Annotated in this window: 26 protein-coding genes; 9 read left to right on the top strand and 17 right to left on the bottom strand. The window is 56.6% G+C overall.

The features are described 5' to 3' along the window. Positions 1 to 233: 233 nt before the first annotated feature. Positions 234 to 1139: a LysR family transcriptional regulator gene (locus tag GG681_RS13090; RefSeq protein WP_153548468.1), complete on the top strand. Its 906-nt coding sequence runs from the start codon at positions 234 to 236 to the stop codon at positions 1137 to 1139. Between the two features lie 3 nt (positions 1140 to 1142). Here GG681_RS13090 and GG681_RS13085 read toward each other — a convergent pair whose 3' ends face one another. Genes GG681_RS13085 through GG681_RS13075 form a run of 3 tightly spaced genes read right to left on the bottom strand, consistent with a single transcriptional unit; the run spans position 1143 to position 3560 of the window. After that, positions 1143 to 2075: an OmpA family protein gene (locus GG681_RS13085; RefSeq protein ID WP_194287178.1), complete on the bottom strand. Its 933-nt coding sequence runs from the start codon at positions 2073 to 2075 to the stop codon at positions 1143 to 1145. A gap of 31 nt (positions 2076 to 2106) precedes the next feature. After that, positions 2107 to 2841 carry a GNAT family N-acetyltransferase gene (locus GG681_RS13080; protein ID WP_328593382.1) on the bottom strand — a complete coding sequence of 245 codons (735 nt, stop codon included), beginning with the start codon at positions 2839 to 2841 and terminating at the stop codon, positions 2107 to 2109. After that, positions 2838 to 3560 carry a competence/damage-inducible protein A gene (locus tag GG681_RS13075; protein ID WP_153548465.1) on the bottom strand — a complete coding sequence of 241 codons (723 nt, stop codon included), beginning with the start codon at positions 3558 to 3560 and terminating at the stop codon, positions 2838 to 2840. Before GG681_RS13075 ends, GG681_RS13080 begins: the two co-directional genes overlap by 4 nt. A 98-nt stretch (positions 3561 to 3658) precedes the next feature. Between GG681_RS13075 and sfsA the strand changes: the two genes are divergently transcribed. Next, the gene (gene sfsA / locus GG681_RS13070; RefSeq protein ID WP_153548464.1) at positions 3659 to 4363 is read left to right on the top strand and encodes a DNA/RNA nuclease SfsA; all 705 of its coding nucleotides are present in this window, start codon (positions 3659 to 3661) and stop codon (positions 4361 to 4363) included. A 74-nt stretch (positions 4364 to 4437) separates the two neighbouring features. Beyond that, positions 4438 to 5247 carry a type I methionyl aminopeptidase gene (gene map, locus GG681_RS13065; RefSeq protein WP_153548463.1) on the top strand — a complete coding sequence of 270 codons (810 nt, stop codon included), beginning with the start codon at positions 4438 to 4440 and terminating at the stop codon, positions 5245 to 5247. Between the two features lie 51 nt (positions 5248 to 5298). Here the strand turns inward: map and GG681_RS13060 are convergent, their stop codons facing one another. From GG681_RS13060 to GG681_RS13045, 4 genes are all read right to left on the bottom strand, one after another. Beyond that, positions 5299 to 5601 (bottom strand): hypothetical protein, encoded by a 303-nt coding sequence (locus GG681_RS13060; RefSeq protein WP_153548462.1) that lies wholly within the window; start codon positions 5599 to 5601, stop codon positions 5299 to 5301. A gap of 208 nt (positions 5602 to 5809) precedes the next feature. After that, complete coding sequence (locus tag GG681_RS13055) at positions 5810 to 6475, bottom strand: HAD family hydrolase (protein ID WP_153548461.1); 666 nt, start codon at positions 6473 to 6475, stop codon at positions 5810 to 5812. Between the two features lie 39 nt (positions 6476 to 6514). After that, positions 6515 to 7090: a 16S rRNA (guanine(966)-N(2))-methyltransferase RsmD gene (gene rsmD / locus GG681_RS13050; protein ID WP_153548460.1), complete on the bottom strand. Its 576-nt coding sequence runs from the start codon at positions 7088 to 7090 to the stop codon at positions 6515 to 6517. Next, positions 7087 to 8298, bottom strand: a complete 1212-nt coding sequence (locus GG681_RS13045) for an NAD(P)/FAD-dependent oxidoreductase (RefSeq protein WP_153548459.1) — start codon at positions 8296 to 8298, stop codon at positions 7087 to 7089. Before GG681_RS13045 ends, rsmD begins: the two co-directional genes overlap by 4 nt. A 95-nt stretch (positions 8299 to 8393) precedes the next feature. Between GG681_RS13045 and GG681_RS13040 the strand changes: the two genes are divergently transcribed. Further along, a complete protein-coding gene (locus tag GG681_RS13040; RefSeq protein WP_153548458.1) occupies positions 8394 to 8882 on the top strand; it encodes a peroxiredoxin in 489 nt (162 codons plus the stop codon). Between the two features lie 49 nt (positions 8883 to 8931). Here GG681_RS13040 and GG681_RS13035 read toward each other — a convergent pair whose 3' ends face one another. The 5 genes from GG681_RS13035 to GG681_RS13015 all read right to left on the bottom strand — a co-directional run bounded on the left by GG681_RS13035 (position 8932) and on the right by GG681_RS13015 (position 14177). Then, on the bottom strand, positions 8932 to 9225 hold the full coding sequence (locus GG681_RS13035) for a 4a-hydroxytetrahydrobiopterin dehydratase (protein WP_153548457.1): 294 nt from the start codon (positions 9223 to 9225) through the stop codon (positions 8932 to 8934). Continuing rightward, on the bottom strand, positions 9222 to 10409 hold the full coding sequence (locus GG681_RS13030; RefSeq protein WP_153548456.1) for a GNAT family N-acetyltransferase: 1188 nt from the start codon (positions 10407 to 10409) through the stop codon (positions 9222 to 9224). The genes GG681_RS13035 and GG681_RS13030 overlap by 4 nt, the downstream gene beginning before the upstream one ends. A gap of 166 nt (positions 10410 to 10575) precedes the next feature. Next, entirely contained in the window at positions 10576 to 11034 is a 459-nt protein-coding gene (locus GG681_RS13025; protein WP_153548455.1) for a RidA family protein, read from the bottom strand. An 84-nt stretch (positions 11035 to 11118) separates the two neighbouring features. Then, positions 11119 to 12423, bottom strand: coding sequence for an HlyD family type I secretion periplasmic adaptor subunit (locus GG681_RS13020; protein ID WP_153548454.1), 1305 nt, complete (start codon positions 12421 to 12423; stop codon positions 11119 to 11121). Next, positions 12420 to 14177, bottom strand: a complete 1758-nt coding sequence (locus GG681_RS13015; RefSeq protein ID WP_153548453.1) for a type I secretion system permease/ATPase — start codon at positions 14175 to 14177, stop codon at positions 12420 to 12422. The genes GG681_RS13020 and GG681_RS13015 overlap by 4 nt, the downstream gene beginning before the upstream one ends. Before the next feature lie 203 nt (positions 14178 to 14380). On the opposite strand from GG681_RS13015, the gene GG681_RS13010 reads away from it, so the two are divergent. Both GG681_RS13010 and GG681_RS13005 read left to right on the top strand, forming a co-directional pair. Beyond that, the gene (locus tag GG681_RS13010; RefSeq protein ID WP_408057669.1) at positions 14381 to 15142 is read left to right on the top strand and encodes an MlaA family lipoprotein; all 762 of its coding nucleotides are present in this window, start codon (positions 14381 to 14383) and stop codon (positions 15140 to 15142) included. Between the two features lie 2 nt (positions 15143 to 15144). Beyond that, positions 15145 to 15732, top strand: a complete 588-nt coding sequence (locus GG681_RS13005; protein ID WP_153548452.1) for an MlaC/ttg2D family ABC transporter substrate-binding protein — start codon at positions 15145 to 15147, stop codon at positions 15730 to 15732. Between the two features lie 66 nt (positions 15733 to 15798). On the opposite strand, the gene GG681_RS13000 is transcribed toward GG681_RS13005, so the two are convergent. Next, positions 15799 to 17985 (bottom strand): transglycosylase domain-containing protein, encoded by a 2187-nt coding sequence (locus tag GG681_RS13000; RefSeq protein ID WP_153548451.1) that lies wholly within the window; start codon positions 17983 to 17985, stop codon positions 15799 to 15801. A gap of 254 nt (positions 17986 to 18239) precedes the next feature. Between GG681_RS13000 and GG681_RS12995 the strand changes: the two genes are divergently transcribed. Both GG681_RS12995 and GG681_RS12990 read left to right on the top strand, forming a co-directional pair. Then, positions 18240 to 18578, top strand: a complete 339-nt coding sequence (locus GG681_RS12995; RefSeq protein ID WP_153548450.1) for a P-II family nitrogen regulator — start codon at positions 18240 to 18242, stop codon at positions 18576 to 18578. Between the two features lie 25 nt (positions 18579 to 18603). After that, positions 18604 to 19926 carry an ammonium transporter gene (locus tag GG681_RS12990; protein WP_153548449.1) on the top strand — a complete coding sequence of 441 codons (1323 nt, stop codon included), beginning with the start codon at positions 18604 to 18606 and terminating at the stop codon, positions 19924 to 19926. A 110-nt stretch (positions 19927 to 20036) separates the two neighbouring features. Here GG681_RS12990 and GG681_RS12985 read toward each other — a convergent pair whose 3' ends face one another. The 4 genes from GG681_RS12985 to GG681_RS12970 all read right to left on the bottom strand — a co-directional run bounded on the left by GG681_RS12985 (position 20037) and on the right by GG681_RS12970 (position 23348). Continuing rightward, positions 20037 to 21221: an amino acid aminotransferase gene (locus GG681_RS12985; RefSeq protein WP_153548448.1), complete on the bottom strand. Its 1185-nt coding sequence runs from the start codon at positions 21219 to 21221 to the stop codon at positions 20037 to 20039. Beyond that, positions 21221 to 22087, bottom strand: a complete 867-nt coding sequence (sseA, locus tag GG681_RS12980; protein ID WP_153548447.1) for a 3-mercaptopyruvate sulfurtransferase — start codon at positions 22085 to 22087, stop codon at positions 21221 to 21223. The genes GG681_RS12985 and sseA overlap by 1 nt, the downstream gene beginning before the upstream one ends. A 106-nt stretch (positions 22088 to 22193) precedes the next feature. Beyond that, on the bottom strand, positions 22194 to 22676 hold the full coding sequence (gene smpB, locus GG681_RS12975; protein ID WP_153548446.1) for an SsrA-binding protein SmpB: 483 nt from the start codon (positions 22674 to 22676) through the stop codon (positions 22194 to 22196). A gap of 141 nt (positions 22677 to 22817) precedes the next feature. Beyond that, positions 22818 to 23348, bottom strand: coding sequence for a helix-turn-helix domain-containing protein (locus GG681_RS12970; protein ID WP_153548445.1), 531 nt, complete (start codon positions 23346 to 23348; stop codon positions 22818 to 22820). Between the two features lie 134 nt (positions 23349 to 23482). On the opposite strand from GG681_RS12970, the gene GG681_RS12965 reads away from it, so the two are divergent. Next, positions 23483 to 24715: a benzoate/H(+) symporter BenE family transporter gene (locus GG681_RS12965; RefSeq protein WP_153548444.1), complete on the top strand. Its 1233-nt coding sequence runs from the start codon at positions 23483 to 23485 to the stop codon at positions 24713 to 24715. Positions 24716 to 24743 lie beyond the last annotated feature (28 nt).

Genomic DNA, 24743 nt, shown 5'->3' with positions numbered 1-24743 from the left:
TGATTATTGAAAACAATGCTTCGGTAACCATAGGCCAAATCAGCGCTGGATGCGACTGCGGTGCCCAAGTTATTGTTTCAAAATCTATGACATATACCGCTAAGTGATTGTTTCTTCGTTTCCAGTCTGAAAACGGTCGAGTCAAAACCCCTTTATTATCCCACCCCTGCCGCGAAGTTGCCGCAATCTGCGCGCAAAACTGAACCAGTAACGGGAACAGTGGAGGCAAGATTATGGACCGGCTCACCGAAATGGAAGCCTTTGCCAATGTGGTCGATCAAGGTGGTTTCACCGATGCCGCAAAAAAGATGGGCATCTCTAAATCAGCTGTTTCGAAACATGTCTCCAGCCTTGAGGCACGTCTTGGCGCGCGCCTGCTGAACCGCACCACCCGCCGGGTGTCACCAACCGAAATTGGCCTCGCCTATTATGATCGCGCCCGCCGTGTTCTTAATGACGCAGGCGAAGCGGATGCGCTGGTCACTTCAATGCAGTCAGCCCCCTCTGGCCTGCTGCGGATCTCAGTCGCCACCGACTTTGGCGTGAACCACCTGTCGCCCGTGTTGTCGGAATTCTTGCAGGACTTCCCAGACATCACCGTGAATATGGTGCTCAACAACCGTTACGTTGAACTGATTTCAGAAGGGTTTGATATGGCTGTGCGCATCGGTGAGCTGGAAGACAGCTCCCTGCGCGCCCGTAAACTGGCGGAAACCACCAAACGGATGATCGCCTCGCCCGAATATCTGGAAAAACACGGCCGCCCTACAAAGATCGACGATCTGAACAACCACAAGCTGCTGCATTATTCCAACCAATCCAGCGGCAGCGTCTGGCGCATCACCGCCCCATCGGGCGAAAAACGTCAGGTTCGCACCAGCGGCTGGCTTTCGGTCAATGACGGGCAATCACTGCTCACTGCCGCGATCTCGGGCCTCGGCATCGCCTATCTGCCCAGCTACCTTTATTCGCAAGCGATGGATGAGGGGCTGGTGGAAGATGTAATGCCAAACCTGCCGATGGAGACACAGGGGATTTATGCGGTCTACCCGCCCGGTAAATTCACCCAGCCCAAGGTACGCGCCTTCATCGATTTCCTGGCGCAAGCCTATGCGGATAAGGATCCCGCTATCTGGTAAACCTCACCCAGATGGCAGCAAAACAACCTCGACGCGGCGGTTGGTCTCACGACCAGCCGCTGTTTCATTTGTGGCCATAGGCGCAAGGAAACCCGCGCCCGCAGCGTCCATGCGCCGTGCAGGAATACCAAATTGATCCTTGAGCTGGGCCTCTACCGCGCGGGCGCGCGCAAGGGACAGATTGGTGTTAGCGGACAAGGAACCAACATTATCGGTGTGCCCAACCAGCAAAACCCGCTGATCCGGATGATCGAGCATATATTCCGCCAGCTGTTTAAGACTGTCATACCGGCCCGCATTCAAATCCGGCGCGCCGGAGCGAAATTGCAACCCCCACAGCACCACAGATCCCTTGGCCTGCAATTGCGCCGCAATATCACCGGACGGGGCCTCAACCGGGGCTGTAGCTGGAGCCTCTTGGCGCGGCTGCAATGCGGCAGATGCGCTATTGCCCGGTGGCAGCACTTCCACCACCTGCAAAAACGCGGCCCGGCCAGATCGGGAGGCCAGGATTGTCAGATACCGCCCCCCTGCCCCTTTGGCCGCCATAAACACATAATCGCCAATGTCCACAGCCATATCAGGGGCTGGCACCACATCGATAGCAAAACGAAAATCAAAACCGCCGCATTCGCGGTCATGACATTGAAACAACACCTCAAAATCGGGATCCTCCAACACTTGTGCCCGGAGAGGCTCCAATATCTGTAGCGGCGTTTGCGCGCCGCCTATGCGCCATGTGCGGCGCAGAACCCGGCCTTCGACCTGCTCCATCGGCACGCGGCCCTCAGCAAAAACACCTGTGGGCACGTCGTAGTGCGCCAGCGGCATATCACGCACCGCAAGCCGCTGTGCCCCGGTTGGCAATGCAAGCTCTAGCGCAGCAGCCGGAATTGCCGCGACCATTATCAGGGCTGCCCAGACATAGGTTCTCATCGTTCGTTCACTTTGTGCTGGTCTGGCCGCGCTATTGCGGCACATCTTCGTGCAATACGCGGTAGTGATAGGCACCAACCACATCAAGCCCAAGCTTCTGATAAAGCAGATTTGCGCCTTGATTTGCCTGCGTGACCAGCACCATCAATTGCTGTGCATTCTGTTTTTGCGCCCAGATTGCGGCCTGATGCATCATATAACGCGCCAAACCTTTGCGTCTGTGCTGTGCGTCCACTTCTAGCGCGTGAACCATCGCCACCTCTTCGGATACGGCCACGAAACCAACTCCGGCGGGCTGATCATCGATCCGGCCGAGCAATGCCGTTTTTGCAACATCTGCGCGCTGCATCACCGCCAGTCGGGCTGGCCCAATGCCAGCCTTGGCCCAGATGTCGCGTTGGATTGCCAAGGGCGGCCAGATTTCAAACGCGGTCACGGGCGGAACCTTTGTTGCCGCCAGTCTTTCAACCGAACCGGCGCGCAAAAACACCGGATCTTTCACCACAAAGCCTAAGCTTTCCAGCGCGGTATCAAGCTCGCTCTCTCCGTCGCGGACCATGAACAAGGGCTGCTGGCCCATTTCGCGCATGGTCGCTGCGGCCATTTGCAGATCGTTGGTGCAAAATGCGCCATCTACAGTTGCACAGGACACACGACTGCCCCCGCCCTGCCCTTCGCGCAAGGTGATATTGCCCAAGGTCGTCGCGGTGGCACAGGGCCAGGTTCGCTCGATTAACTCGTAATATTGAGGCTCAGTCTCACTCACAGTTCTAACCTGCTTGCCAGATCGCTCATTGCCGCCTCGATCTGGCGGCCATCCGTTGAGCGCACAACCACATTGGCGCCAAATGCACCGTTGTGCTGGAATGGATAGCAACCTATCGACACCTCTGGATGGGCTTTGGCCACAGCTGACAACCCGTCCGCAATCTCGCCCTCGCCGCGATTGATCCGCAAGGTCTGCGACAGAAGCGGCGCGCCGCCCGCAATGGTTGCCAGAACGCTGGCGACCATGGCCTGAAACACCGTTGGCACGCCCGCCATCACATGCACATTGCGCAAGGTAAAGCCCGGCGCAGATGAGACCGGGTTTTCAATCAGGCTGGCACCCTCAGGAATACGCGCCATCCGCAGGCGCGCGGCGTTCAGTTCCCGACCGTTCTGGCGGTAGTGCTCTTCCAGAATGGCGCGCGCGTCGTCCCGCACGTCGATCGGCGCATCAAAGGCCCGCGCGATGCAATCAGCCGTAATGTCATCATGGGTCGGGCCAATGCCGCCGCTGGTGAAAATGTGATCATAACCGCCCGACAATGCGGTAACAGCGGTCACAATCGCCTGCGCATCATCGCTGACCACCCGCACCTCTTTCAGGTCGATGCCATGGTTGGCCAGCTCACCGGCGAGATAGAACATGTTCGCATCGCGGGTGCGGCCGGACAGGATCTCATCACCAATGACCAGCATTGCAGCAGTGGGATTCGCCATTCTTATTCTCCTGTTATCTGGGCCAAAGATAGAGGCCTGCCGCGCCATGGCAAGCGCTGTTCACTTGACAGCCTCTTTGCAGACGATAGGGGTTTCACATGCAGTTCCCAACCCCTCTGATCCCCGCAACATTAATCAAACGCTACAAACGCTTTCTGGCGGATTGTCGTCTGGAAGATGGGCGCGAAGTCACCGCCCATTGTGCAAACCCCGGCTCCATGATGGGGCTGGCAGAACCGGGGATGAAAATTTGGCTAGAACCAAATGATGATCCCAAGAAAAAGCTGAAATATGGCTGGCGTCTGGTGGAGCATGAGGGCGGCCATTTCACCGGTGTTGACACCTCAGTGCCCAACAAAGCCCTGCGTGCAGCGCTTGAAGCCGGTGAAATCCCCGAACTGTCCACCTATTCGACAGTACGCCCCGAGGTGAAATACGGCGAAAACAGCCGGATCGATTTCCTGCTCAGCGCGCAGGGTCTGCCGGATTGTTATGTCGAAGTCAAAAGCGTCACCCTTTCGCGCCAGCCCGCTCTGGCTGAGTTTCCAGATAGTGTCACCAAACGCGGCACCAAACATCTGGGGGAGCTCTCTGCCATGGTTCGGGCCGGGCATCGCGCGGTGATGTTTTATCTGGTGCAGCGGACAGATTGCGCCCGATTTACGCTCGCGTCCGATATCGATCCTGACTATGCCCATGCCTTTGAACTGGCGCATGCAGCAGGGGTGGAACGGCTGATTTATGATACAGTGATCACCCCCTCTTCGATTGAGCTGGGCAAGCCGCTATCTGCGGTGGAATAACACGATTGTCGCCACTGGTCCTTTGACGACAAACCGCTTAGATATTGCGTAACAGGCAATGATTGGAGCCATTGATGAGATCAAAAGACGGCCGCACCACCAAAGACGGCATCCGCATCTATCAGGAAGCGGATTTTGCAGGCATGCATGCTGCCGGGAAACTGGCGGCGCAAATTCTTGATGACATTGCTCCGCATGTCTTCCCTGGGCAGACCACCGGCGAAATCGATCGTTTGATCACCGAAATGGTGGAAGCCTCTGACGCGACTTCGGCCACCATCGGCTACAAAGGTTACCAGCACGCCAGCTGTATCAGCGTGAACCATGTTGTCTGCCACGGCATCCCCGGCGACAAGAAACTGAAAGACGGCGACATCATGAATATCGATGTGACCGTTATTCTGGATGGCTGGTTTGGTGACACAAGCCGCATGTATGTCGCGGGCAAGCTGTCGCGCAAGGCAGAACGGCTCATCCAGATCACCCATGATGCCCTGATGCGGGGGATCGAGGTGGTGAAACCCGGCAATACCTTTGGTGATATTGGCCACGCCATTCAGGTGTTTGCCGAAAGCCAGCGGATGAGCGTTGTACGTGATTTCTGTGGCCATGGTCTGGGCCGCGTTTTCCACGCACCGCCGAATGTTTTGCACTATGGCCGCTCAGGCACCGGTCCGGTTCTCGAAGAGGGTATGTTTTTCACCATCGAGCCCATGATCAACTGGGGCCGTCCAGAGACCAAGGTTCTGGCTGATGAATGGACCGCCGTGACCCGCGACAAATCCCTGTCTGCGCAGTTTGAGCATTCCATCGGCGTCACCGCAGACGGGTTTGAAATCTTCACCCTGTCGCCCGGCGGCAAGTTCCACCCAACCTACGGTTAAAACAAAAATGCAGGGGTAATCCCCTGCATTCAATGTGGCGCTGTGGCAACCTTACAGGTCGCAGCGCTTTTTTGCTGCCAGATTGACCAGAACCTCATGGCGTTCATTGGCGGCTTCCAACGCTTGTTTTGCGTTCTGATAATTGCCGATAATGGCAGGCCAGAACAGGATGGCAGCGGCTACGTTTTTACCAGAAGCGGTTTTGCCTTTTTCCGCTTCGGCGCGGATCTCTTCAAGCTGCTGCATCTGAGTTGCGATCTGTTCGCAGGTAAGGCTGTTATCGCCAACGCTGGTCTTGGTCACAACTTCGGGCGATACACAGGCCGAAAGAGACAGTGCGGCCACAAACAACATGCCGGGAATTTTGATTGTCTTCCAAAAAAAATGGCCTCAAAAGGCCAATCGTCCAAATGCAATATTGCTCTGGCTGAATAAAACTTAGGTCACGTTCTGGATAGTAAGCGGTGAAATTTCGTAAAATCATCACGAAAGAGTTGCGATGAAATCACAGCCATTGGTGTATCCGCGCGCAAATGTGCGAATTATCTCAGGCCGATTAAGATTAACTCAGGCCGATCAAGCCAGGCACTTTGTTCATATCATTGAATATTTCAGCATTGTGGCGCGCAAGACGCGCGCCCGTGCCGTGCGGAACAAATCCTAGACAACGCATGCCCGCGCGCGCAGCAGCCAGCGCGCCATTTTCGCTATCTTCGATCACAAGGCAGTCGCGCGCTTGCACGTCAAAATGGCTGGCTGCGGCCAGAAACAGACCCGGCTCGGGCTTGGACACCCCCAATGAGTGCGCCGAAAACATCGCATGCGGATGAAACTCATCCCATAGCCCGTTTTGCCCCAGAGTGATTTTCATCTTCCCTTCGCTGCCGTTCGAGGCGACACAAAACGGGATCTTCTCCTGGCGCAACCGATCCAACAGAGCAGGGATCCCTGGCACCAGCTCCACGCCATTTTTAAGGCAGGCGTAGGTCTCGTCGTAGACTTCTTCGATCCAATTATCCGCAAGATCAGCCCCAAGCCCACGTGCCTTGGCCATCACACCAACCATTGTACCGCCCACAAACAAATCCATGCATTGCTGCAAAGTCAGCTCAAGCCCGTGACGTGCAAGATTGTCGGCAAGCACCTGATTGGACGCTGTCTCACTGTCGACCAAGACACCGTCGCAGTCAAAAATCACCAGCTTTGGGCGGGGATAGGTTGTGGGCATCTGTTTCTCTTCACATATGTTGTAAGCGGTTCAGACTTTCTAATCCGGCAATGTGTCATCTGTGTTGCCATACCAAAGCAGCGTTATATGGGTGTCGCCATATTTGCGTGCGCTTTCCAGCTCGAACCCTTCTGGTGGTTGCATTGCGGCATTTTCTTCCCAGACAATCAGTGCATTCGCAGCGATCCACCCCTTCTGCTGAAGGTTCAGCAACGCCTTTTCGCCCAGCCCCTTCCCATAGGGAGGATCCAGAAAGATCAAATCAAAAGGGGCATCCGGATTGTCGCCCAGTTTCAGCGCGTCACGCCGCGTGAGACGACAGCGATCTTCAGCGCGGCAAATACCGATGTTTTTCTTTATCAGCCCAGATGACACCCGCCCATCATCAACAAAGGTCACACTGTCCGCACCGCGCGACAGGGCCTCAAGCCCAAGCGCGCCGGTTCCGGCAAACAGATCCAGCACCCGTGCGCCCGGAATGGCACCGGTATGCATCAACACGCTAAACAGGCTCTCACGCACCCGATCCGTTGTGGGGCGCAGATGCGCGCCAGCATCACCTTTGCCCACCGCAGCCAAAGCGCGGCCGCGGAAATCACCTGCAATAATTCTCATGCTTTCAGCAATGCCTTCACATCAGACGCAGGATCCGCCACCAGGGATTTATCGGCGGTTTTTCCGCCATCAATCAGACGTTTCGCCACCATATAGGCACGTGGATCATTCATCGCATCCACCGCCAGCAGCTGATCGCCACCAAAATACCAAAACGACGCCTGCTGCCCCTCACCGCGGCGCACAACAACCTGGTCATAGCCGCTGTTCAAACCTGCAATCTGCAGTTTGACATCATATTGATCAGACCAGAACCAAGGCTGCGCCACATAGGTTTTTTCGGCACCCAGCATGTTTTGCGCCACGATTTCCGCCTGATCGATCGCGTTTGGCACGCTTTCCAGTCGGATACGCCCGCCTTTATGGGGAAACGACGCGCAATCCCCTGCAGCCCAGATCGATGGATCCGAACTGCGCCCCTGCGCATCTGTCTTGATCCCGTTGTCAATTCCAAGCCCTGCCACTTCTGCCAGATCACTTGCCGGGGCGATACCAACACCAACCACAACAAAATCAACATCCAGCTTGCTGCCATCGCTCAGCTCGGCACCGGTCACCTGCCCGTTTTCACCGATCAGACGGGTGAGACCAGTGTTTTCGCGGATCTCAACCCCGTGGGAGTGATGCAGCGCGCGGAAATAATCAGCGGTTTCTGCCGCCGCGACCCGTTGCAGGATACGTTCTGCCATTTCGACCAGAACAACCGACACGCCGCGTTTGGCGCAAACCGCGGCCGCCTCTAGCCCGATATATCCGCCCCCTACAATCAGCGCGCGCTTGCCCTGGCTGACCTCAGGCGCCATGCCATCCACATCTTTGAGATCACGCACCACATGCACACCGGCGAGATCCCCGCCGATCGCAGCAGGCAGGCGGCGAGGAGATGATCCGGTTGTCAGCGCCAACTGATCATACGTGATCACCTCGTCCCCAAGCGCGACAGTCTTTGCAACAGGATCGATACCCGTGACCACAGACCCAAGTTTCAACGTGATATTGTTTTCCGCGTAGAAACTCTCTGGGCGCAGATACAGCCGCTCTTTCTCCATCTCGCCCAGAAGATAGGCTTTGGACAGTGGCGGGCGCTGGTAGGGCAATGCCTCTTCCGCACCAATCAGCGTGATATCTCCATCAAAGCCATCTTTGCGCAGCTTCGCTACAAGCGCGGCACCAGCCTGTCCGGCCCCAATTACAACAATATGGCTCATTCCACGCTTGCCTCCTAGCTTTGTTGTGGTCACGGTCTTAGGGGAACCTATATTCCGAGTGCCCCCAAACGCAAATGCAAGAAGAGGAACACGTTATGATTTCTGTTGGTGACAAGCTGCCCGAGGCCACATTGACCCGCCTGGGTGCAGAAGGCCCAGAGCAGGTCCAGATCAGCGATTTGACCACAGGCCGCACCGTGGTGATCTTTGCGGTGCCTGGTGCCTATACCCCGACCTGCCATTCGGCGCATGTGCCAAGCTTTATCCGCACCAAAGATCAGTTTGCGGCCAAAGGTGTTGATGAAATCATCTGCGTCTCTGCCAATGACCCGTTTGTCATGCAGGCCTGGGGCGAAAGCACCGGTGCAGCGGCTGCTGGCATCAGCATGCTGGGTGACGCCGAAAGCACATTCACCGAAGCCCTTGGCATGCGGTTCGATGCGCCTCCGGCTGGCTTGCTTGGTCGCTCAAAACGGTATGCAATGCTGGTGACTGATGGCGAAGTGAAGCTTTTGCACCTCGAAGAAAGCCCCGGCCAATGCGAAGTTTCCGCCGGTGAATCGCTTTTGGGCGCAATGTCTTAACCCTCGGTCGGGCGCCGCTGTGCGCCCACCACACCAACCTGCGTGCCCGTCACGCCAGCATGTCCATCTTGCGCGCAAGCTTTGCATCCAGCGCGCTAATCCCATTCACATCATGGGTGGTCAAAATCACATCTACCTTATTGTAGACATTGCGCCACTCGGGGTGATGGTTCCATTTTTCGGCCCAGATGGCCACCGTGGTCATCCAGCCAAACGCCTCCACAAAAGAGGCAAATGTGAAGCGTTTGGAAATCGCATCACGCCCCTCAACCGGTGACCATCCCGCAGCAAACAAAGGCTCAAGCAGCGCGCCGCGGGCCGCTTCCGACAGTTTTTCACTCATTCCTGTTCCTCCACATGGGCCTTGCGGAAGGGACCATAGTCGGTGAGCACCTCAATCTCTTCTTCAACGGCCGCCCGTTCAGCGACCAAAAAGCGCTCCACCGCCTGTGAAAATCCCGGATCGCGCAGCCAATGCAGGCTGTGCGTCATGGTTGGCAGATAGCCGCGCGCCAGTTTGTGATCCCCTTGCGCGCCCGCCTCTACCCGTTTCATCCCTTCGGCAATGGCCAGATCCATCGCCTGATAATAGCACAATTCGAAATGCAAGCAGGGATGATGTTCGCTACAGCCCCAATAGCGGCCATATAGCGTCTCGCGCCCGATGAAATTCAGCGCGCCCGCCACATAGCGCCCATCGCGCTGAGCCAGCACCAGCGCCATGTCATCAGCCATGGTTTCATGGGCAAGATCAAAGAATGCGCGGCTCAGGTAAGGGGATCCCCATTTGCGCGCGCCTGTATCTTGATAAAACTGCCAGAACGCATCCCAATGTTCGGGCCTGAGATCTGCACCGCGGTAGCAGTGAATTTCACCGCCAAACCCCTGCGCCTGTTTGCGCTCTTTGCGAATGTTTTTGCGCTTGCGTGACGACAGCGACGCAAGGAAGGCATCAAAATCAGCGTAGCCGTCGTTCAGCCAATGATACTGCTGTCCGCTGCGGGCCAATAGCTGCATCTCTTCGCCAATGGCGCTCTCGACGTCAGTACAAAACGTAATGTGAACCGACGAAAGCTGATTGCCCTCGGCCAGCTGCACCGCACCTTGCAGCAAGGCTGAATGACCAATGCCTTCAAACCCCGGTTTCACCAGAAAACGTCTCCCGGTGGCGGGGGTAAAGGGCACGGCGATCTGTAGTTTGGGGTAATAGCGCCCGCCCGCATTTTCATAGGCGTGGGCCCAGTTGTGATCAAAGACATACTCACCCTGGCTGTGGCCTTTGGCATATAGCGGCGCACAGGCGATCAGGCTGCCATCTTGATAAGCGGTCAGGTAATGTGGCTCCCAGCCGGTGCCCGGCCCAACCGAGCCGCTTTGCTCGAGCGCGGATAGAAACCGATGGGTGGTGAACGGGTCCAGCGGGCGACCGCCATCCGCCACCTCGGGGCACGCACAGGCATCCCATTCATCAGCGGGGATCTGGCCCAGGCTGTTCAACACCTGAATTTCGATTGCTGAGCCATCCATTGGTCTGTCCTGCCTACGGTTTAAGAATGATCTGAACACAGTATCTGGTCCATCTCGGTGGCAGTTCAACCAGACTTCGCTGCGTTTGCATCAGACCCGGTCACATTCGCGACAGGTTTATACTTATGCAACGATTTTGAGCCGGGCGAACCCGGCTCAACCATGGTTATTTGATCTGGAACACGCCGTCGATTTCCACCGCAACGCCCAAAGGCAGCGACGGAGAAGACACAGCAGCGCGCGCATGACGGCCCGCTTCACCCAAGAGTGCTACCAGAATGTCGGATGCGCCGTTGACCACCTGCGGCTGCTCGGTGAATTCAGCGGTAGAATTCACAAATGCGCCCAGTTTGACCACGCGCACAAGACGGCTGAGATCACCACCACAGGCGGCTTTGAGCTGTGCCAGCAGCGAAAGTGCACAACGCTCAGCGGCTTTTTGGCCCGCTGCAACATCCAACTCGGCCCCCAGTTTGCCGGTGATCAGGCCGTTTTCATCAGCCGAGATCTGACCAGAGACATAAACCATATCCCCAGATACGACATAAGGCACATAGTTCGCAGCTGGTGCGGGTGCCTCGGGCAGAGTGAGGCCGCGCTCGGCCAGTTTATCTTCGATGCTCATCGGAGTGTTCCTCGTCTAAATAGTTTTGGCACGCTAAGCGCGTTCTGGCGCGGCGAAAAGAAAAATCGCCACGCTGAAACATATTCAGCTCTCGCGGAAGGCTTTTACAAAGTAATCTGCAAGCGGCTTGACGAGATAGGCCAAGGGGGAACGGTCTTCGGTGCGAATGTAACTTTCAACCGGCATCCCTGGAATCAGGGCTACATTCTCCGGCAATCGTGCCTGTTCACCTTCATCCAGGCGAATTTCGGCGCGGTAATAGGACGCGCGCGTGTTTTCGTCTTCAAACGCATCCGCTGACACCTGCACAACTGTCCCAAACAGCTCAGGCGTTTGGCGCTGATCCAATGCTGAGAACCGCAATGTCACCGTTTGTCCGACATAGATTTGATCCACATCGGTAAGCGCCACCTGCGCAGCAATCACCAGTGGGCGGTCCTGTGGCACCAGATACAGCACCGGTTCCGCCGGGCGAATGACCGAACGCGGCGTATGCACTTCCATACCATAGACAATACCGGACACCGGCGCGGTAATATCAAGCCGCGCCAGCCGCTCCAGCAGTGAGCGGCGGTTTTCAGCAAGCTCTACCTCTTGGAACCGCAGATCGCGCAGGCGGGTGATTGCCTCTTCGCGTTGCTGGGTGCCCAGTTTGAGCATTTCAATATCAAGCTCTGTGATGCGACCGCGCGCCTGCGCTTCAGATGCAACGAGTTCGCCCAAACGCCCCTCAAGATCCGCCTGCGTCCGCTGCAGGTTCAACACGGTGCCCGCCTGTGCAAGCCCACGATCCAACAGGGATTTCTGATTGACCAGCTCTTGCCCAATCAGATCAAGCTGCACCCGCATGGATTTTTGTTGCGCTTGCACGCCGATGATCTGCTCATCAATCTGGCCGCGTCGTTTTTCAAGCTGGTCGATTTCGCGCGCAACACTGTCTTTGCGCGCGCTGAACAGCCGTTGCTGACCGGCGATAAAGTCTTCGACGTCAGGTTTTTTGGTGACCACGTCCAAAAGCAGCGGATCAAATGTGATGTCCTCAGCCGTGTCGCGCTCTGCTTCGAGACGCCCACGACGTGCCATCACTTCAAACAGCTGGCCTTCAACAATCGCGAGCTGCGACCGCAGCTCAGCCGCGTCCAGACGGAGCAAGGTTGCCCCCTGCACCACTGTATCGCCTTCATCCACCAGGATTTCAGATACAATGCCGCCATCCAGATGCTGTACGATCTGTCGGTTGCGGTCCACTTCGATCCGCCCGGTTGCGATCACCGCACCAGAGATCGAAGACAGAACCGACCAGGAGCCAAAGCCACCAACCAGAATCAACAAAGTCAGAAAGCCGATGATCAGCGGACGACGGGCGGACCAATTCTGTTCAGTGCTCATGCGACACCCCCAGTTTTTGCCGGGCCTTGGGCTGATTGTTTGGCAGCGGCCTGGATGTTTTTGTGGTTGGCAACCATCTCACTCAGCACTTTGTCTTTAGGACCAAAGGCGGCCTGGGTGCCGCCTTCGATCACCAGCAACATATCACATTCCTGAATAGCCGCAGGCCGATGCGCCATGATCAGCACCGAACGTCCCTCGGATTTCAGCTGTTTGATCGCCTGGTTGAGCGCAACAGACCCCTCATTGTCGAGGTTTGAGTTCGGCTCGTCCAGAATCACAATTGCCGGATCGCCATACAGCGCACGGGCAAGGCCAACACGTTGCATCTGGCCGCCTGACAAACGTCCCCCACCCGGGGAAACAGGTGAATCATAGCCGCCCGGCAGTTTCAGGATCATATCATGGGCCGCTGCTTTTTTGGCCGAGGCAACAACCTGCTCAGGATCCGGGTTCTGCGACAGGCGCGCGATGTTTTGACCAACGGTGCCTTCAAACAACTGCACCCGTTGCGGCAGATAGCCAATATGCTGGCCCAAAACATCCGGATCAAACTGATCCAGTGATGCCCCGTCCAAGCGCACAGACCCGGCCGCAGGCCGCCATGCACCGGTCAGCGCACGTGCCAAGGTGGATTTACCTGAGCCCGATGGCCCGATCACCCCAATCGCCTGCCCCGGCTCAACCCGGAAACTCACATTGCGCAGCTGCGGTTTGTTATCGCCCGGCGCAACTACGGCCAATCCTTTGACCTCAAGCTTGGCTTTGGGTTTGGGCAGCGCAGTACGCTCACGCTCTTCTGGTACACCGCCCAAAAGCTCTGCGAGGTTGCTCCAGCCTTTTACCGCGCGCTGCACAACAGCCCATTGGCCCAGTGCCAGCTCAATCGGTGCCAAAGCGCGCCCCATCAGGATCGAGCCTGCGATCATTGCGCCACCGGTCACATCGCCCTGCAGCACAAGATAGGCCCCAAGACCCAGCATCGCCGATTGCAGGAACAGACGCAGGGTCTTGGTCAGCACCGTAAAGCCGCCGCTGGTATCGCTGGCTGCCACGGTGTCGCCCAATGCGCCGTCACGCGCCACTTTCCAACGGCTAAAGGCAGCGCCGCGCATCCCCATAGACTGGATCATTTCAGCCTCTTTGCGAATTTCTTCGGACAAGAGGCTGGCTTTGTGGGTTGAACCATTGGCCTGCATCTGCGGCTTTTTGGAGAAAACCTGATTGAGGATCGCAATACAGACAAGCACCGCACCACCCGCAAGCGCCAAAAGGCCAAGCCAGGGGTGGAACAGCGCGATCCCTGCCAGAAACAGCGGCGTCCATGGCAAATCGAACGCGGCCCCCAGTACGGGCGACGACATCAGGCGCTGAATTGCTTCAAGATCCTGTAGGCCGGTTTGTGCCACCGGATCGTTATCAACGGCGGATTTCCGCACCATTGCATCAAAAACACGCTTATCGAGCGTGGATTGGAAGCGCGCACCGATCCGTGCAAGCACCCGACCCCGAGCATAATCAAGCAGCCCCATCATCCCATATAGGAAAACCACAAGGATTGAGAGCGCCAGAAGCGTTGCTTCAGACCGGCTACCAAGAACCCGATCATAGACCTGCATCATATAGAGCGGCCCGGTAAGCATAAGCAAATTCACAAAAAAACTGAAGATCCCGACGAACCAATACAATTGTCGGCTTTGACGCCGCGCCGCGCGCAGCTCGTTATTTCCGTCTTGAATAGTATTTTTTTTCATGTTCGGACTGCTGAAACCTATTTTCGACCATATATGCGCCCTGAGCGCTGCTGGGTACAGGATTACTTTTGTTCTGTTCCAATTCCGTCACAAAATGATAAACAGCCTCATTGAGGCCTGGGAGACCAGGAAAATAACTGTATGTGAAGCAAATGGATTACATGCGTCCGGTATCTTCCGGGCAAAAGTGAGAAACCGGTAACATGAATATGAACACGCGCGCGATTATCCCAGCTTTGGCATTGGTGGCGGTCACTTTGCTTTCAGCATGTGCAAAGCCTTCCTCTGACCAGCTTGCAAACGGCAGCATTGCGGACCCAAATGAAGCGCGCAACCGCGCGGTCCATGAATTCAACCGCGGCGTTGACCGGTTTGCTTTCCGACCTGCTTCCAAAGGTTATGTCGCGGTTGTCCCCCCCGACATGGTGACAAGCTTTGGCCTGTTTGCCGAAAACCTGTCGATGCCGGGCCAGGCGGTCAACTCTGTGCTGCAGGGTGACTTCAAACAGGCAGGCACCGCGGTGTCGCGCTTTTTGATCAATACCGTTCTCGGCATTGGCGGGCTTGGTGATCCGGCCAGTGACTTTGGTGTTGCACGCGTTGACACTGATTTTGGCGAAACCCTGCATGTATGGGGCGTCGGCGAAGGCCGTTACGTAGAACTGCCGTTCTTTGGCCCGTCTAACGCACGTGACGCATCCGGGCTTGTGGTTGATTTCTTCACCAACCCGATTGGCTACGCCAAGAACAATCCCGCCGAAAACATCGAGGCCTACGCAGAAATCGTGCGTCGCCTTGGAGATCGTGGCACTTATTCGGATACGGTCGACTCGATTCTCTATGAGAGCGCCGACAGCTATGCGCAGGCCCGTTTGATTTACCTGCAAAACCGCCGGTTCAAACTGGGTCAAACCACAGAAAGCTCGGAAATCGATCCGTTTGAACTGGACACGGAAGGATTTTGATTATGCATCGTAGAAATTTCTTGTTCGCCCTTGGCGCGTCACTAAGCCTTGCCCCAGCAGCTGGCTGGGCACTGGACAATCAAAGCGCCAGCAAGCTGATCGACGCGCTGGTCGGTGACATCAACAAAGCCATCGCTTCTGGTAAGGGCGAAAAGGCAATGTTCCGCGAGTTTGAGCGGATCTTCTCAAAATACAGCGACACCTCTTATATCGCGGCTTACGCGATGGGTGTTGAAGGGCGTCGCGCAACTGGTGCGCAAAAGAAAGCCTTCTCCAACGCGTTCCAAGGCTACATTTCACGCAAATACGGTCGCCGCTTCCGCGAATTTATCGGTGGTCGCCTTGAGGTGACCGGCGTGCGCAAGGTGAAGAAATGGTATGAGGTCGACACCGTTGCCTACCTGAAAGGCCAGTCCCCGTTCAAAGTAACCTTCCAGGTGTCTGATCGCGGCGGCAAGGAGCGCTTCTTCAACATGTATATTGAAGGTGTGAACCTGCTTTTGACCGAACGCACCGAAGTGGGCGCGATCATCGACCGCAACAAAGGTGATATCAACAAGGCAATCGCCGAGCTGAAAACCCTCGGCTAAGCCCGCGACACCGGAATTTAAAAAGCCCCGCTGAAAACGGCGGGGCTTTTTTGTAGGTATGGCCGTTTAGTTGCCAAAGATCCCACGCAGCACGCCATCAATCGCAGAGCCAAGCCCCTGCCCCTGTTGTGGCTGCGGCTGTCGGGCCTGGGGCACAACAATTGGTGCAGGCTCCTGCATCGGCAGCGGTTTGGGCGGCAGACCTTCGTGCACCCGCAGCATGGTTTCGCGCCAGATTTCCGCCGGGAGCCCGCCACCGGTCACCCCGGTCAATGGCGTGTTGTCGTCATAGCCCATCCAAACGCCAGCTACATAATCAGCAGTAAAGCCGATGAACCACGCATCCCGCGCCGCCTGAGTGGTGCCGGATTTCCCAGCCGCCTGCCAGCCCGGCAATTGCGCGCGGGTGCCGGTGCCATTGGCGATCACCTTCTCCATCATCCAGGTCAGCTGCTGCGCCGCTGAGGTTCGGATCACCCGCTCACCAATTCCGCTTTCGTTTTCGATCAGGGGATCCGTGTCTTGCGCCAATTGCAATGACACCAGCCCATAGGGCGCCACAGAAGAACCGCCGTTCAAGATCCCCGCATAGGCGCCGGTCATCTCAAGCAGGCTGCTTTCAGAGGCGCCAAGCGCAAGCGCAGGCCCGTCGGCCAGATTGCTATGGATGCCAAAATCATCCGCAACCCGGCGCACCAGATCACGGCCAACGGATTCTGACACTTTCACCGCCGGAATATTAAGCGAGTCTTTCAACGCCTGCGTCAGCGTCACTTCGCCGTAGAAACGATGCGTATAGTTTTTCGGACACCATTGGCCCGAGCCCGGAATATTCAGGCAATATTCTGCATCAAGCACCACATCAAAGGGTGAATACCCCAGCTCCAGCGCCGTGGCATATACAAAGGGTTTGAACGCCGAACCAGTCTGTCGCTTGGCCTGGGTTGCACGATTAAACACACCCGACACCCGCGATTGACGTCCCCCCACCATTGCGCGCACTGCGCCATCCGCGCCCATGACCACAATGGCGGCCTGCGCTTTGGAGCCAGCGCGGACTTTGGTTTCAAAAATATGGGTCAGCGCGTCTTCGGCGGCTTTTTGCAGGCGCTGATCCAATGTGGTCTTGATCACCACATCCTCTGTTGTGTCATAGCCAAGGAAATCCGGCGTGGTCTCCATCACCCAATCGGCAAAATAGCCCCCAGCCCGCGCCTGTGCCGCTTTGGACAGCACCGCCGGGTTATCCTGACCATCACGCGCCTGCGCTGCGGTCAAATAGCCCTGCTCCTGCATCAGGCGCAGCACGGTTGCGGCGCGATTTTGCGACCGTTTCAGATTATTTGTCGGCGCAAGGGTTGTCGGCGCAGTCAAAAGACCGGCAAGCATCGCGCTTTCAGCCGGGTTCACCTGGCTCGCCGATTTGCCGAAATAACGCTGCGCTGCGGCCTCTGCGCCATATGCGCCGCCACCAAGATAGGCGCGGTTCATATAGATCGAGAGGATTTCATCCTTGCTGTATTTGACTTCCATCGCCAGGGCAAAGATCGCCTCTTTGGCTTTGCGCCCCAATGAGCCGCGGCGGCAATCCGCTTCATAGGCGGCTTCGCTTTTCCAATCTTTGGGGTCATATTCCACGCCAAGACACAACAGTTTTGCAGTCTGCTGGGTGATGGTAGAGCCACCGTGACCCGACAAAGGCCCACGTCCTTCGCGCATATTGATGCGCACAGCAGAGGCGACACCACGCGGGCTAAGACCAAAATGGCGATAAAACCGCTTATCCTCGGTGGCAACAAAAGCATGTTTCAGGTGCGGCGACACGGTCTGGGTGGTGACAACACCGCCAAATTGATCGCCACGCCAGGCAAAGACCTCATTGTTGCGATCCAGCAGCGTCACAGATCCCTGCGCGCGCCCATCCACCAATGCACGAAAATCAGGCAGGGTGAGATAGACATTGGCAACAGCCACCCCCAACAGAACCGCCGCTGCAAGACCAAGCTTCCAACACAGTCCCCAGATCAGGCCAAAGATCCGTCCAACCACCCACGCAAGCCAGCCCAAAGGTCCGCGGCGACGTGGCGCGCGGCTTTTCTTTGTCCGTTTTGATCCAAAGAGACTGCGCAACAAACCACGACGCCCAGACGTGCGACTGGGTTTCTTTGCGCGCTTTGGTGCAGGCTTTTTAGGCGCTGCACCGCTATATCGCCGATCAGCGACCAAAGGCTTACGCCCGGTTTTTCGTACCATGCCTATATCCTGCCCGGTTTGCCCGTTTTGGCAACTTTACCAAGCTCTGTCCATTTTGTTGAGGGGCGTATTGCAGGGTTTTTCCCTTCTCCAAGCGCTGTGTTTTTGAGCAATGCAAGGTTTTTGAGCTTCATTTTTCAGCGCACAGCTTCCAATCCGCCTAAAAAATAGGGCGCTTCATTTCATCGACTCGCCCCTCAAGGTTTTCTGCAAATGCAAACCAATGGGCGCAATGCCCGAAAGAGGGTGTTGAGATGAAAATGATCATAGCAGCCATCAAACCCTTCAAGCTGGAGGAGGTCCGCGAAGCGCTGACCCAGATCGGCGTTTCAGGACTGATGGTAACAGAAATCAAAGGCTTTGGCGCACAGGCCGGCCACACCGAAATCTACCGCGGTGCGGAATACGAAGTGAACTTCGTGCCCAAAATCAAACTGGAAATCGTGGTCCCCGAAAATCTGGCGGATCAGGTGGTGGACACCATCACCCAGACCGCACGCACCGGCAAAATCGGCGACGGCAAGATCTTCGTGCTGGATGTGGCACATGCGGTGCGGGTGCGCACCGGTGAAACCAACCACGACGCGCTTTAAGGCGCACCTAGGGAAGGAAATGAACATGAAAAAACTCACTCTCCCGCTGGCAGCAGCCGCCCTTGTGGCGATGCCTGCGCTGGCAACTGCGCAGGAGGCCGAAGCTGGTCTGACTGCCCCCCACACACAATATATCCTCACCTCGCTGCTGTTTCTCGTTGGTGGTTTCCTGGTGTTCTGGATGGCCGCAGGCTTTGCCATGCTCGAAGCAGGTCTGGTGCGCTCCAAAAACGTAACCATGCAGCTGACCAAAAACATCGCGCTGTTTTCGCTGGCTGCGATCATGTACTGGCTGGTTGGCTTTAACCTGATGTATCCGGGCGACGCCTGGACCATTCCGGGTTTCCTGGGCGCGTTTAGCCCGACCTCGCTTGAACCGGTTGGGCTTGAAGGTACTGCAACTGCGCTGGATTATGCCTCGGTTGGCTCTGACTTCTTCTTTCAGCTGATGTTCTGTGCAACCACCGCATCTATTGTATCCGGTACTCTGGCTGAGCGCGTCAAACTGTGGCCGTTCCTGATCTTTGTGGTTGTTCTGACCGGTATCATCTACCCGATCGAAGCCTCCTGGCAGTGGGGCGGCGGCTGGTTGTCTGAGATGGGCTTCTCTGACTTTGCTGGCTCCACTCTGGTGCACGCGGCGGGTGGCTTTGCAGCGCTGGCAGGTGCCATTGTTCTGGGCCCACGTATCGGCAAATACAAAGACGGCAAAACCATCCCGATGCCGGGTTCCAACCTTGCACTGGCGACACTGGGTACATTCATCCTGTGGCTTGGCTGGTTTGGCTTTAACGGCGGTTCGCAGCTGGCAATGGGCACCATTGGTGACATGGCCGACATCAGCCGCATCTTTGCCAACACAAATATGGCAGCCGCAGCTGGCGCAGTCGCCGCATTGGTGCTGACCCAGGTAATGTACAAAAAGCCGGATCTTACCATGATCCTGAACGGCGCGCTGGCAGGTCTGGTGTCGATCACCGCTGAACCGCTTGCCCCTTCCCTGTTCCAGTCGCTGATCATCGGTTCTGTGGGTGGTGGTATCGTGGTCTTTGCGGTTCCTTTCCTCGATAAGCTGAAAATTGACGACGTTGTCGGCGCGATCCCGGTTCACCTGATTGCTGGTTTCTGGGGCACCATCATCGTTGCCTGGACCAACAGCGACGCCAATGTTGTTACCCAGTTCATCGGCTTTGCGGCCATCGGCATCTTTGTATTCGTTGTCAGCCTGATCGGTTTCCTTGTGCTGAGATCCTTCATCGGCATCCGCGTTGACGAAGAAGACGAAGTACACGGCCTCGACATGGCGGAGCTGGGCATGGAAGCCTACCCGGAATTCCAAGCGAGCTAACAACACGCCCGTCAAATGAACCAGACCCATCACAAGGGTCTGGTCTTCAAAACAAAAAACCCCGCCACACTGACTGTGGCGGGGTTTTCTTTACTCAGGAAACAGAGACGTTAAACGCCTGCATCCACGATGGCTTTGGCCAGTACCGGCACGGTCTGTGTGTTCAGACCCGCAATGTTCATGCGGCTGTCGCCCACCATATAGATCCCATTGTCGACGCGCATCTTTTCAACCAGATCCGCGCTGGTGCCCAAAAGCGAGAACATGCCACGGTGCTGCGCAAGGAAGCCAAAGCGATCAGAGCCGGTAAGGTTCTGCAGCTCATCCGCCAGCTGCTGACGCAGGGCCAACATGCCAAGGCGCACATCTTCCAGCTCAGCCGCCCAATCGGTGCGCAGCGCATCATCGTTCAAGATGGTGCTGACAATGCGCGCGCCGTGATCCGGCGGGAAGGAATAGTTCTGACGGTTCAGGAAGGACAGAGTGCTCTGGTTCAGCGCCTGACCATCCGCATCCTGCGCCACAGCCATCAGAAGGCCGGTACGTTCACGGTAGATGCCAAAGTTCTTGGAGCAGCTCGCCGCAATCAGACATTCCGGCACAGAAGACGCCACCAGACGTACACCCTGCGCATCTTCTTCCAGACCATCGCCAAAGCCCTGATAGGCGATGTCGACCATCGGGATGAGGCCTTTTTCGTTCAGCACATCCACAACCGCCTGCCATTGGGTCAGGTTGAGATTGGCACCGGTTGGATTGTGGCAGCAGCCGTGCAGCAACACCACATCACCAGGGTTTGCGCCTTTGAGATCCTCGATCATGCCGTCAAAGTTCACACCACGGGTTTCGCGGTCAAAATAGCGATAGCTGACGGTTTCGATGTTCAGATACTTCAGGATCGAAATGTGGTTCGGCCAGGTGGGATCTGACACAAAAACCCGCGCGTTTGGATTGGCGTTGCGGATCAGCTCAAACGCCTGACGTACCGCACCCGTACCACCCGGAGTGGCTGCGGCAGCGATATTGCCGCGTGCAACCGCATCCCCAAGGATCAGGCTGATCATGCCATCCGCATAGGCCGGATCACCCGCGAGACCCACGTAGGATTTGCTTTCCTGCGTTTCCCAGATCTTGTGCTCTGCTGCTTTCACCGCACGCATAACCGGGGTAACGCCTTCCGCGTTTTTATACACGCCCACACCAAGATCGATCTTGCTGTCGCGCGGATCCTCACGGAACTGCTGCATCAGCGCCAGGATTTTATCAGCTGGCTGTGCTTTTAGGTTTTCAAACATCACTCTTCTCCAGTCGCGATCGGCAAGGTTGGAAAGGCACCCCATTCCGCCCAAGAGCCGTCATAAAGCGAATAATCGGTTTTCCCCATGCGCTCCAAGGCGAGGCACAGGATAGCGGCTGTTACCCCTGATCCACAGGTGGTAATGGCTGGTTTGGACAGATCAACACCGGCCTCTTCAAAGATAGTGCGAAGCTGATCTGGATCTTTCATCGTACCCGCTGCGGTCAGCAGGGATTTGAACGGCACATTGCGCGAGCGCGGAATATGGCCTGCACGCAACCCTTCGCGTGGTTCTGGCTGGTCGCCGCGGAAACGCTCTGCGGCGCGCGCATCAATGATTTCATGGTCGCGCAGCTTTGACGCCGATGAAACCTGCGTCGCATCACGCACCAGATGGTTCTGTACCCGCACGGTCATGTGGCGATCGCGGATAACCGGTGGCAGATCTTCAAGCGGCAAGCCTTCAGCCTGCCATTTTGGCAGACCACCATCCAATACTGCCACGTTGTTCTGCCCCATTAAACGGAGCAGCCACCACACACGCGCCGCCGAAAACAGCCCAGCGCTGTCATAGACCACCACCTGGTGGCCATCTCCCACCCCCATGGCGCGCAGACGTGACATGAATTTTTCCACAGGCGGCGCCATATGCGGCAGCTCTGAGCGATGATCGGAAATTTCGTCGATGTCGAAAAACCGTGCTCCCGGAATATGCGCGTTGTCATACGCAGCCTTGGTGCTGCCCTTGGCTTCCGGGCCGCAGCCAACCGGTGGCATAGACGCATCCAGGATGCGCAGATCAGGGTCTTTCAGGTGCGCTGCCAACCATTCGGTCGAAACAAGTGTCTTTGGATCGTCCTTCATACATGCCTCCCGGGTCAAAACCTGCATGAAGGCGTACTACCGCCCTCATCCGGGTGCAAGAGAGGCACAAGGCCGCAATCCAACAAAATTGATTTCACCCGCAGCGTCAGCTGTGATCTTTCAACAGGCGCTGCTTTTGCCGTGACCAATCGCGCTTGGCTTCGGTTGCACGCTTGTCATGCAGTTTTTTACCTTTGGCGATGCCGATTTTGATTTTGGCGCGGCCCTTGTGGTTGAAATAGAGCACCAAAGGCACCAGCGTCATGCCCTTACGCTGGGTGGCATTCCAAAGCTCCGACAGCTGAGACCGTGACACCAGCAATTTGCGACGGCGGCGTTCAATGTGTTTGAACACTTTGGCCTGCTCATAGGGCGGCACATACGAGTTCACCAGCCACAGCTCCCCGTCTTCGACGGCAGCATAGGAATCAGCGATATTCACCCCATTGCCACGCATGGCTTTGACTTCTGAACCTTCCAGCACAATGCCGCATTCCAGATCGCTGTCGATCGCATAATCAAACCGCGCGCGGCGGTTTTCCGCAACGATCTTGTAATTTGGGTCGGTGGTTTGCTTCTTCTTAGCCATGAGGAGCAGATGTAAGCCCGCAATCCCTCAGGCGCAAGAGAGGCTGGACGGCGTAACCCGCCCCAGATGCAAGAAAACGCAGCCTCTGCCGCGCGCAGGTGCAACAGGTTCCAAATGCGCCAAACTTGGCCGCGCGCGCCATCACAGCTCGCGGCGGGCGTAATGGTGAATGTTCAAAAACACCGCCCCCTCATCCAGGCCGCGGTAGGAATGCGCTTGATCCGCAGCAAAGCGAAATCCGCGCCCGGCCCCAAGCTGTAGCGTTTCCGCCCCATATTGCAGCTCAACCCCGCCCGAAAGCACATAGATATCTTCAACCAGCCCTTCTTCATGTGCTTCGGATTTGTGAAATTGCCCCGGCTTCAGCGTGATCTCAAAGGTTTCTTCCGCCAGTTTGGGATCAAATGGAAACACAATGCGCACCGAAATACTGCCCGGAAAACGCACGGTTGGGCCCTCATCATCGCTGTTTTCCTGCAACAAAGCCGTGAGCGGCACATGAAAACCTTCGGAAATTTTCCACAGTGTTGCAATGGTAGGGCTGGATTCCTGCCGCTCGATCTGGCCCAGCATTGCCTTGCTGACCCCGGTCAAATCCGCAGCCTTACTCAGGCTAAGGCCCTGCTCGGTGCGAATCCGGCGCAGGTTCTGTGCAATTGTGTCCTCTTTCATCGCCTGCCCTATTCCAACTCTGACGGCCCGTTTTAGCGGTGTTCACTTTTTCCTTGTGCGCTATAACGCACAAAGCTAAATTGGACGCTATAACGCACGCACTCTAGACCCAGCCACATGGGAAGAAAAGCCAGATGGTCGCCAAAGTGAAATTCTCCCATATCTCCGCAGGTGCGATTGCCGTGCTGGTGGGGTACACCAGCTCAGTTGCCATTATTTTTCAGGCAATTGACGCCTCTGGTGCAACAGCCGCGCAGGCCGCCAGCTGGATGATGGCGCTGGGTCTTGGTATGGGGCTCACCTGTCTGATTCTTTCACTGCGCTACAGAATGCCGATTCTCACGGCCTGGTCGACGCCGGGCGCGGCATTGCTTGCTGTTGGGCTGCACGGCATTCCAATGTCGGATGCTATTGGCGCGTTCCTGTTCTCTGGCGTCTTGCTCACGCTGACAGGGCTGACCGGCTGGTTTGAAAAAATCGCAGGCCTCATCCCCGACAGCCTCGCCAATGCCATGCTTGCAGGCATTCTATTTCAATTCGGCCTTGATGCGGTGCGCGCAGCCCAGGTTGATTTTGCATTGGTTGCCGTGATGACCACCTGCTTCATCGCCGGGCGGCTGTATTTCGCGCGCTACACCATTCCTGTGACCTTCTTGCTTGGGTGCCTTTGGGCCGGTGTTGCGGGCAGTTTTGGCCCGCTTGATGGCTTTGATCTTGCCCTCACCGCGCCTATCTTTGTGATGCCAAGCTTTTCACTGCCAGTGCTGATCGGAGTGGGTCTGCCGCTTTATATCGTGACCATGTGTTCACAGAACATGCCCGGTGTTGTTACACTGAAGGGCGCGGGATACGAGCCACCGGTCTCCGCCAGCATGACGATCACCGGGTTGGCGTCTACCGTGCTTGCACCTTTTGGCGGTTTTGCCTTTAATCTGGCAGCGATTACTGCTGCGATCTGCGCCGGGCCAGAGGCCGACGAAGACCCGAACACCCGTTACATCGCCTCAGTGATGGCCGGGATCTTTTACTGTATTGTGGGTCTTGGCGGCGCAGCAGTGATCAGCCTGTTTCTGATCGCACCACAGGCACTGGTCGCCACCATTGCAGGCCTTGCCCTGCTCAGCACCATTGGCAACAGCCTTTCAGCCGCACTGGGACAGCCATCCGGGCGCGAAGCTGCGCTGATGACATTCATGATTACCGTCTCTGGAATCAGTTTCTGGGGCATTGGCGCAGCCTTCTGGGCGCTCCTTGTGGGGATGCTGGTGAATCACCTCTTGGCGCGCCCACTCAGAAAAACACCAACAGCCACCACCCAAACAGACGTAAACACCCCGCAAATGCCGGGGCACAGCAACCAAAAGTAACCGAAATCCGCCCCAGATATTGCCTTTA

Origin of the sequence: Tritonibacter aquimaris (assembly GCF_009617595.1) — a bacterium.
Classification (GTDB): Bacteria; Pseudomonadota; Alphaproteobacteria; order Rhodobacterales; family Rhodobacteraceae; genus Epibacterium; species Epibacterium aquimaris.
This window is presented reverse-complemented; position numbering and strand designations above follow the sequence as displayed.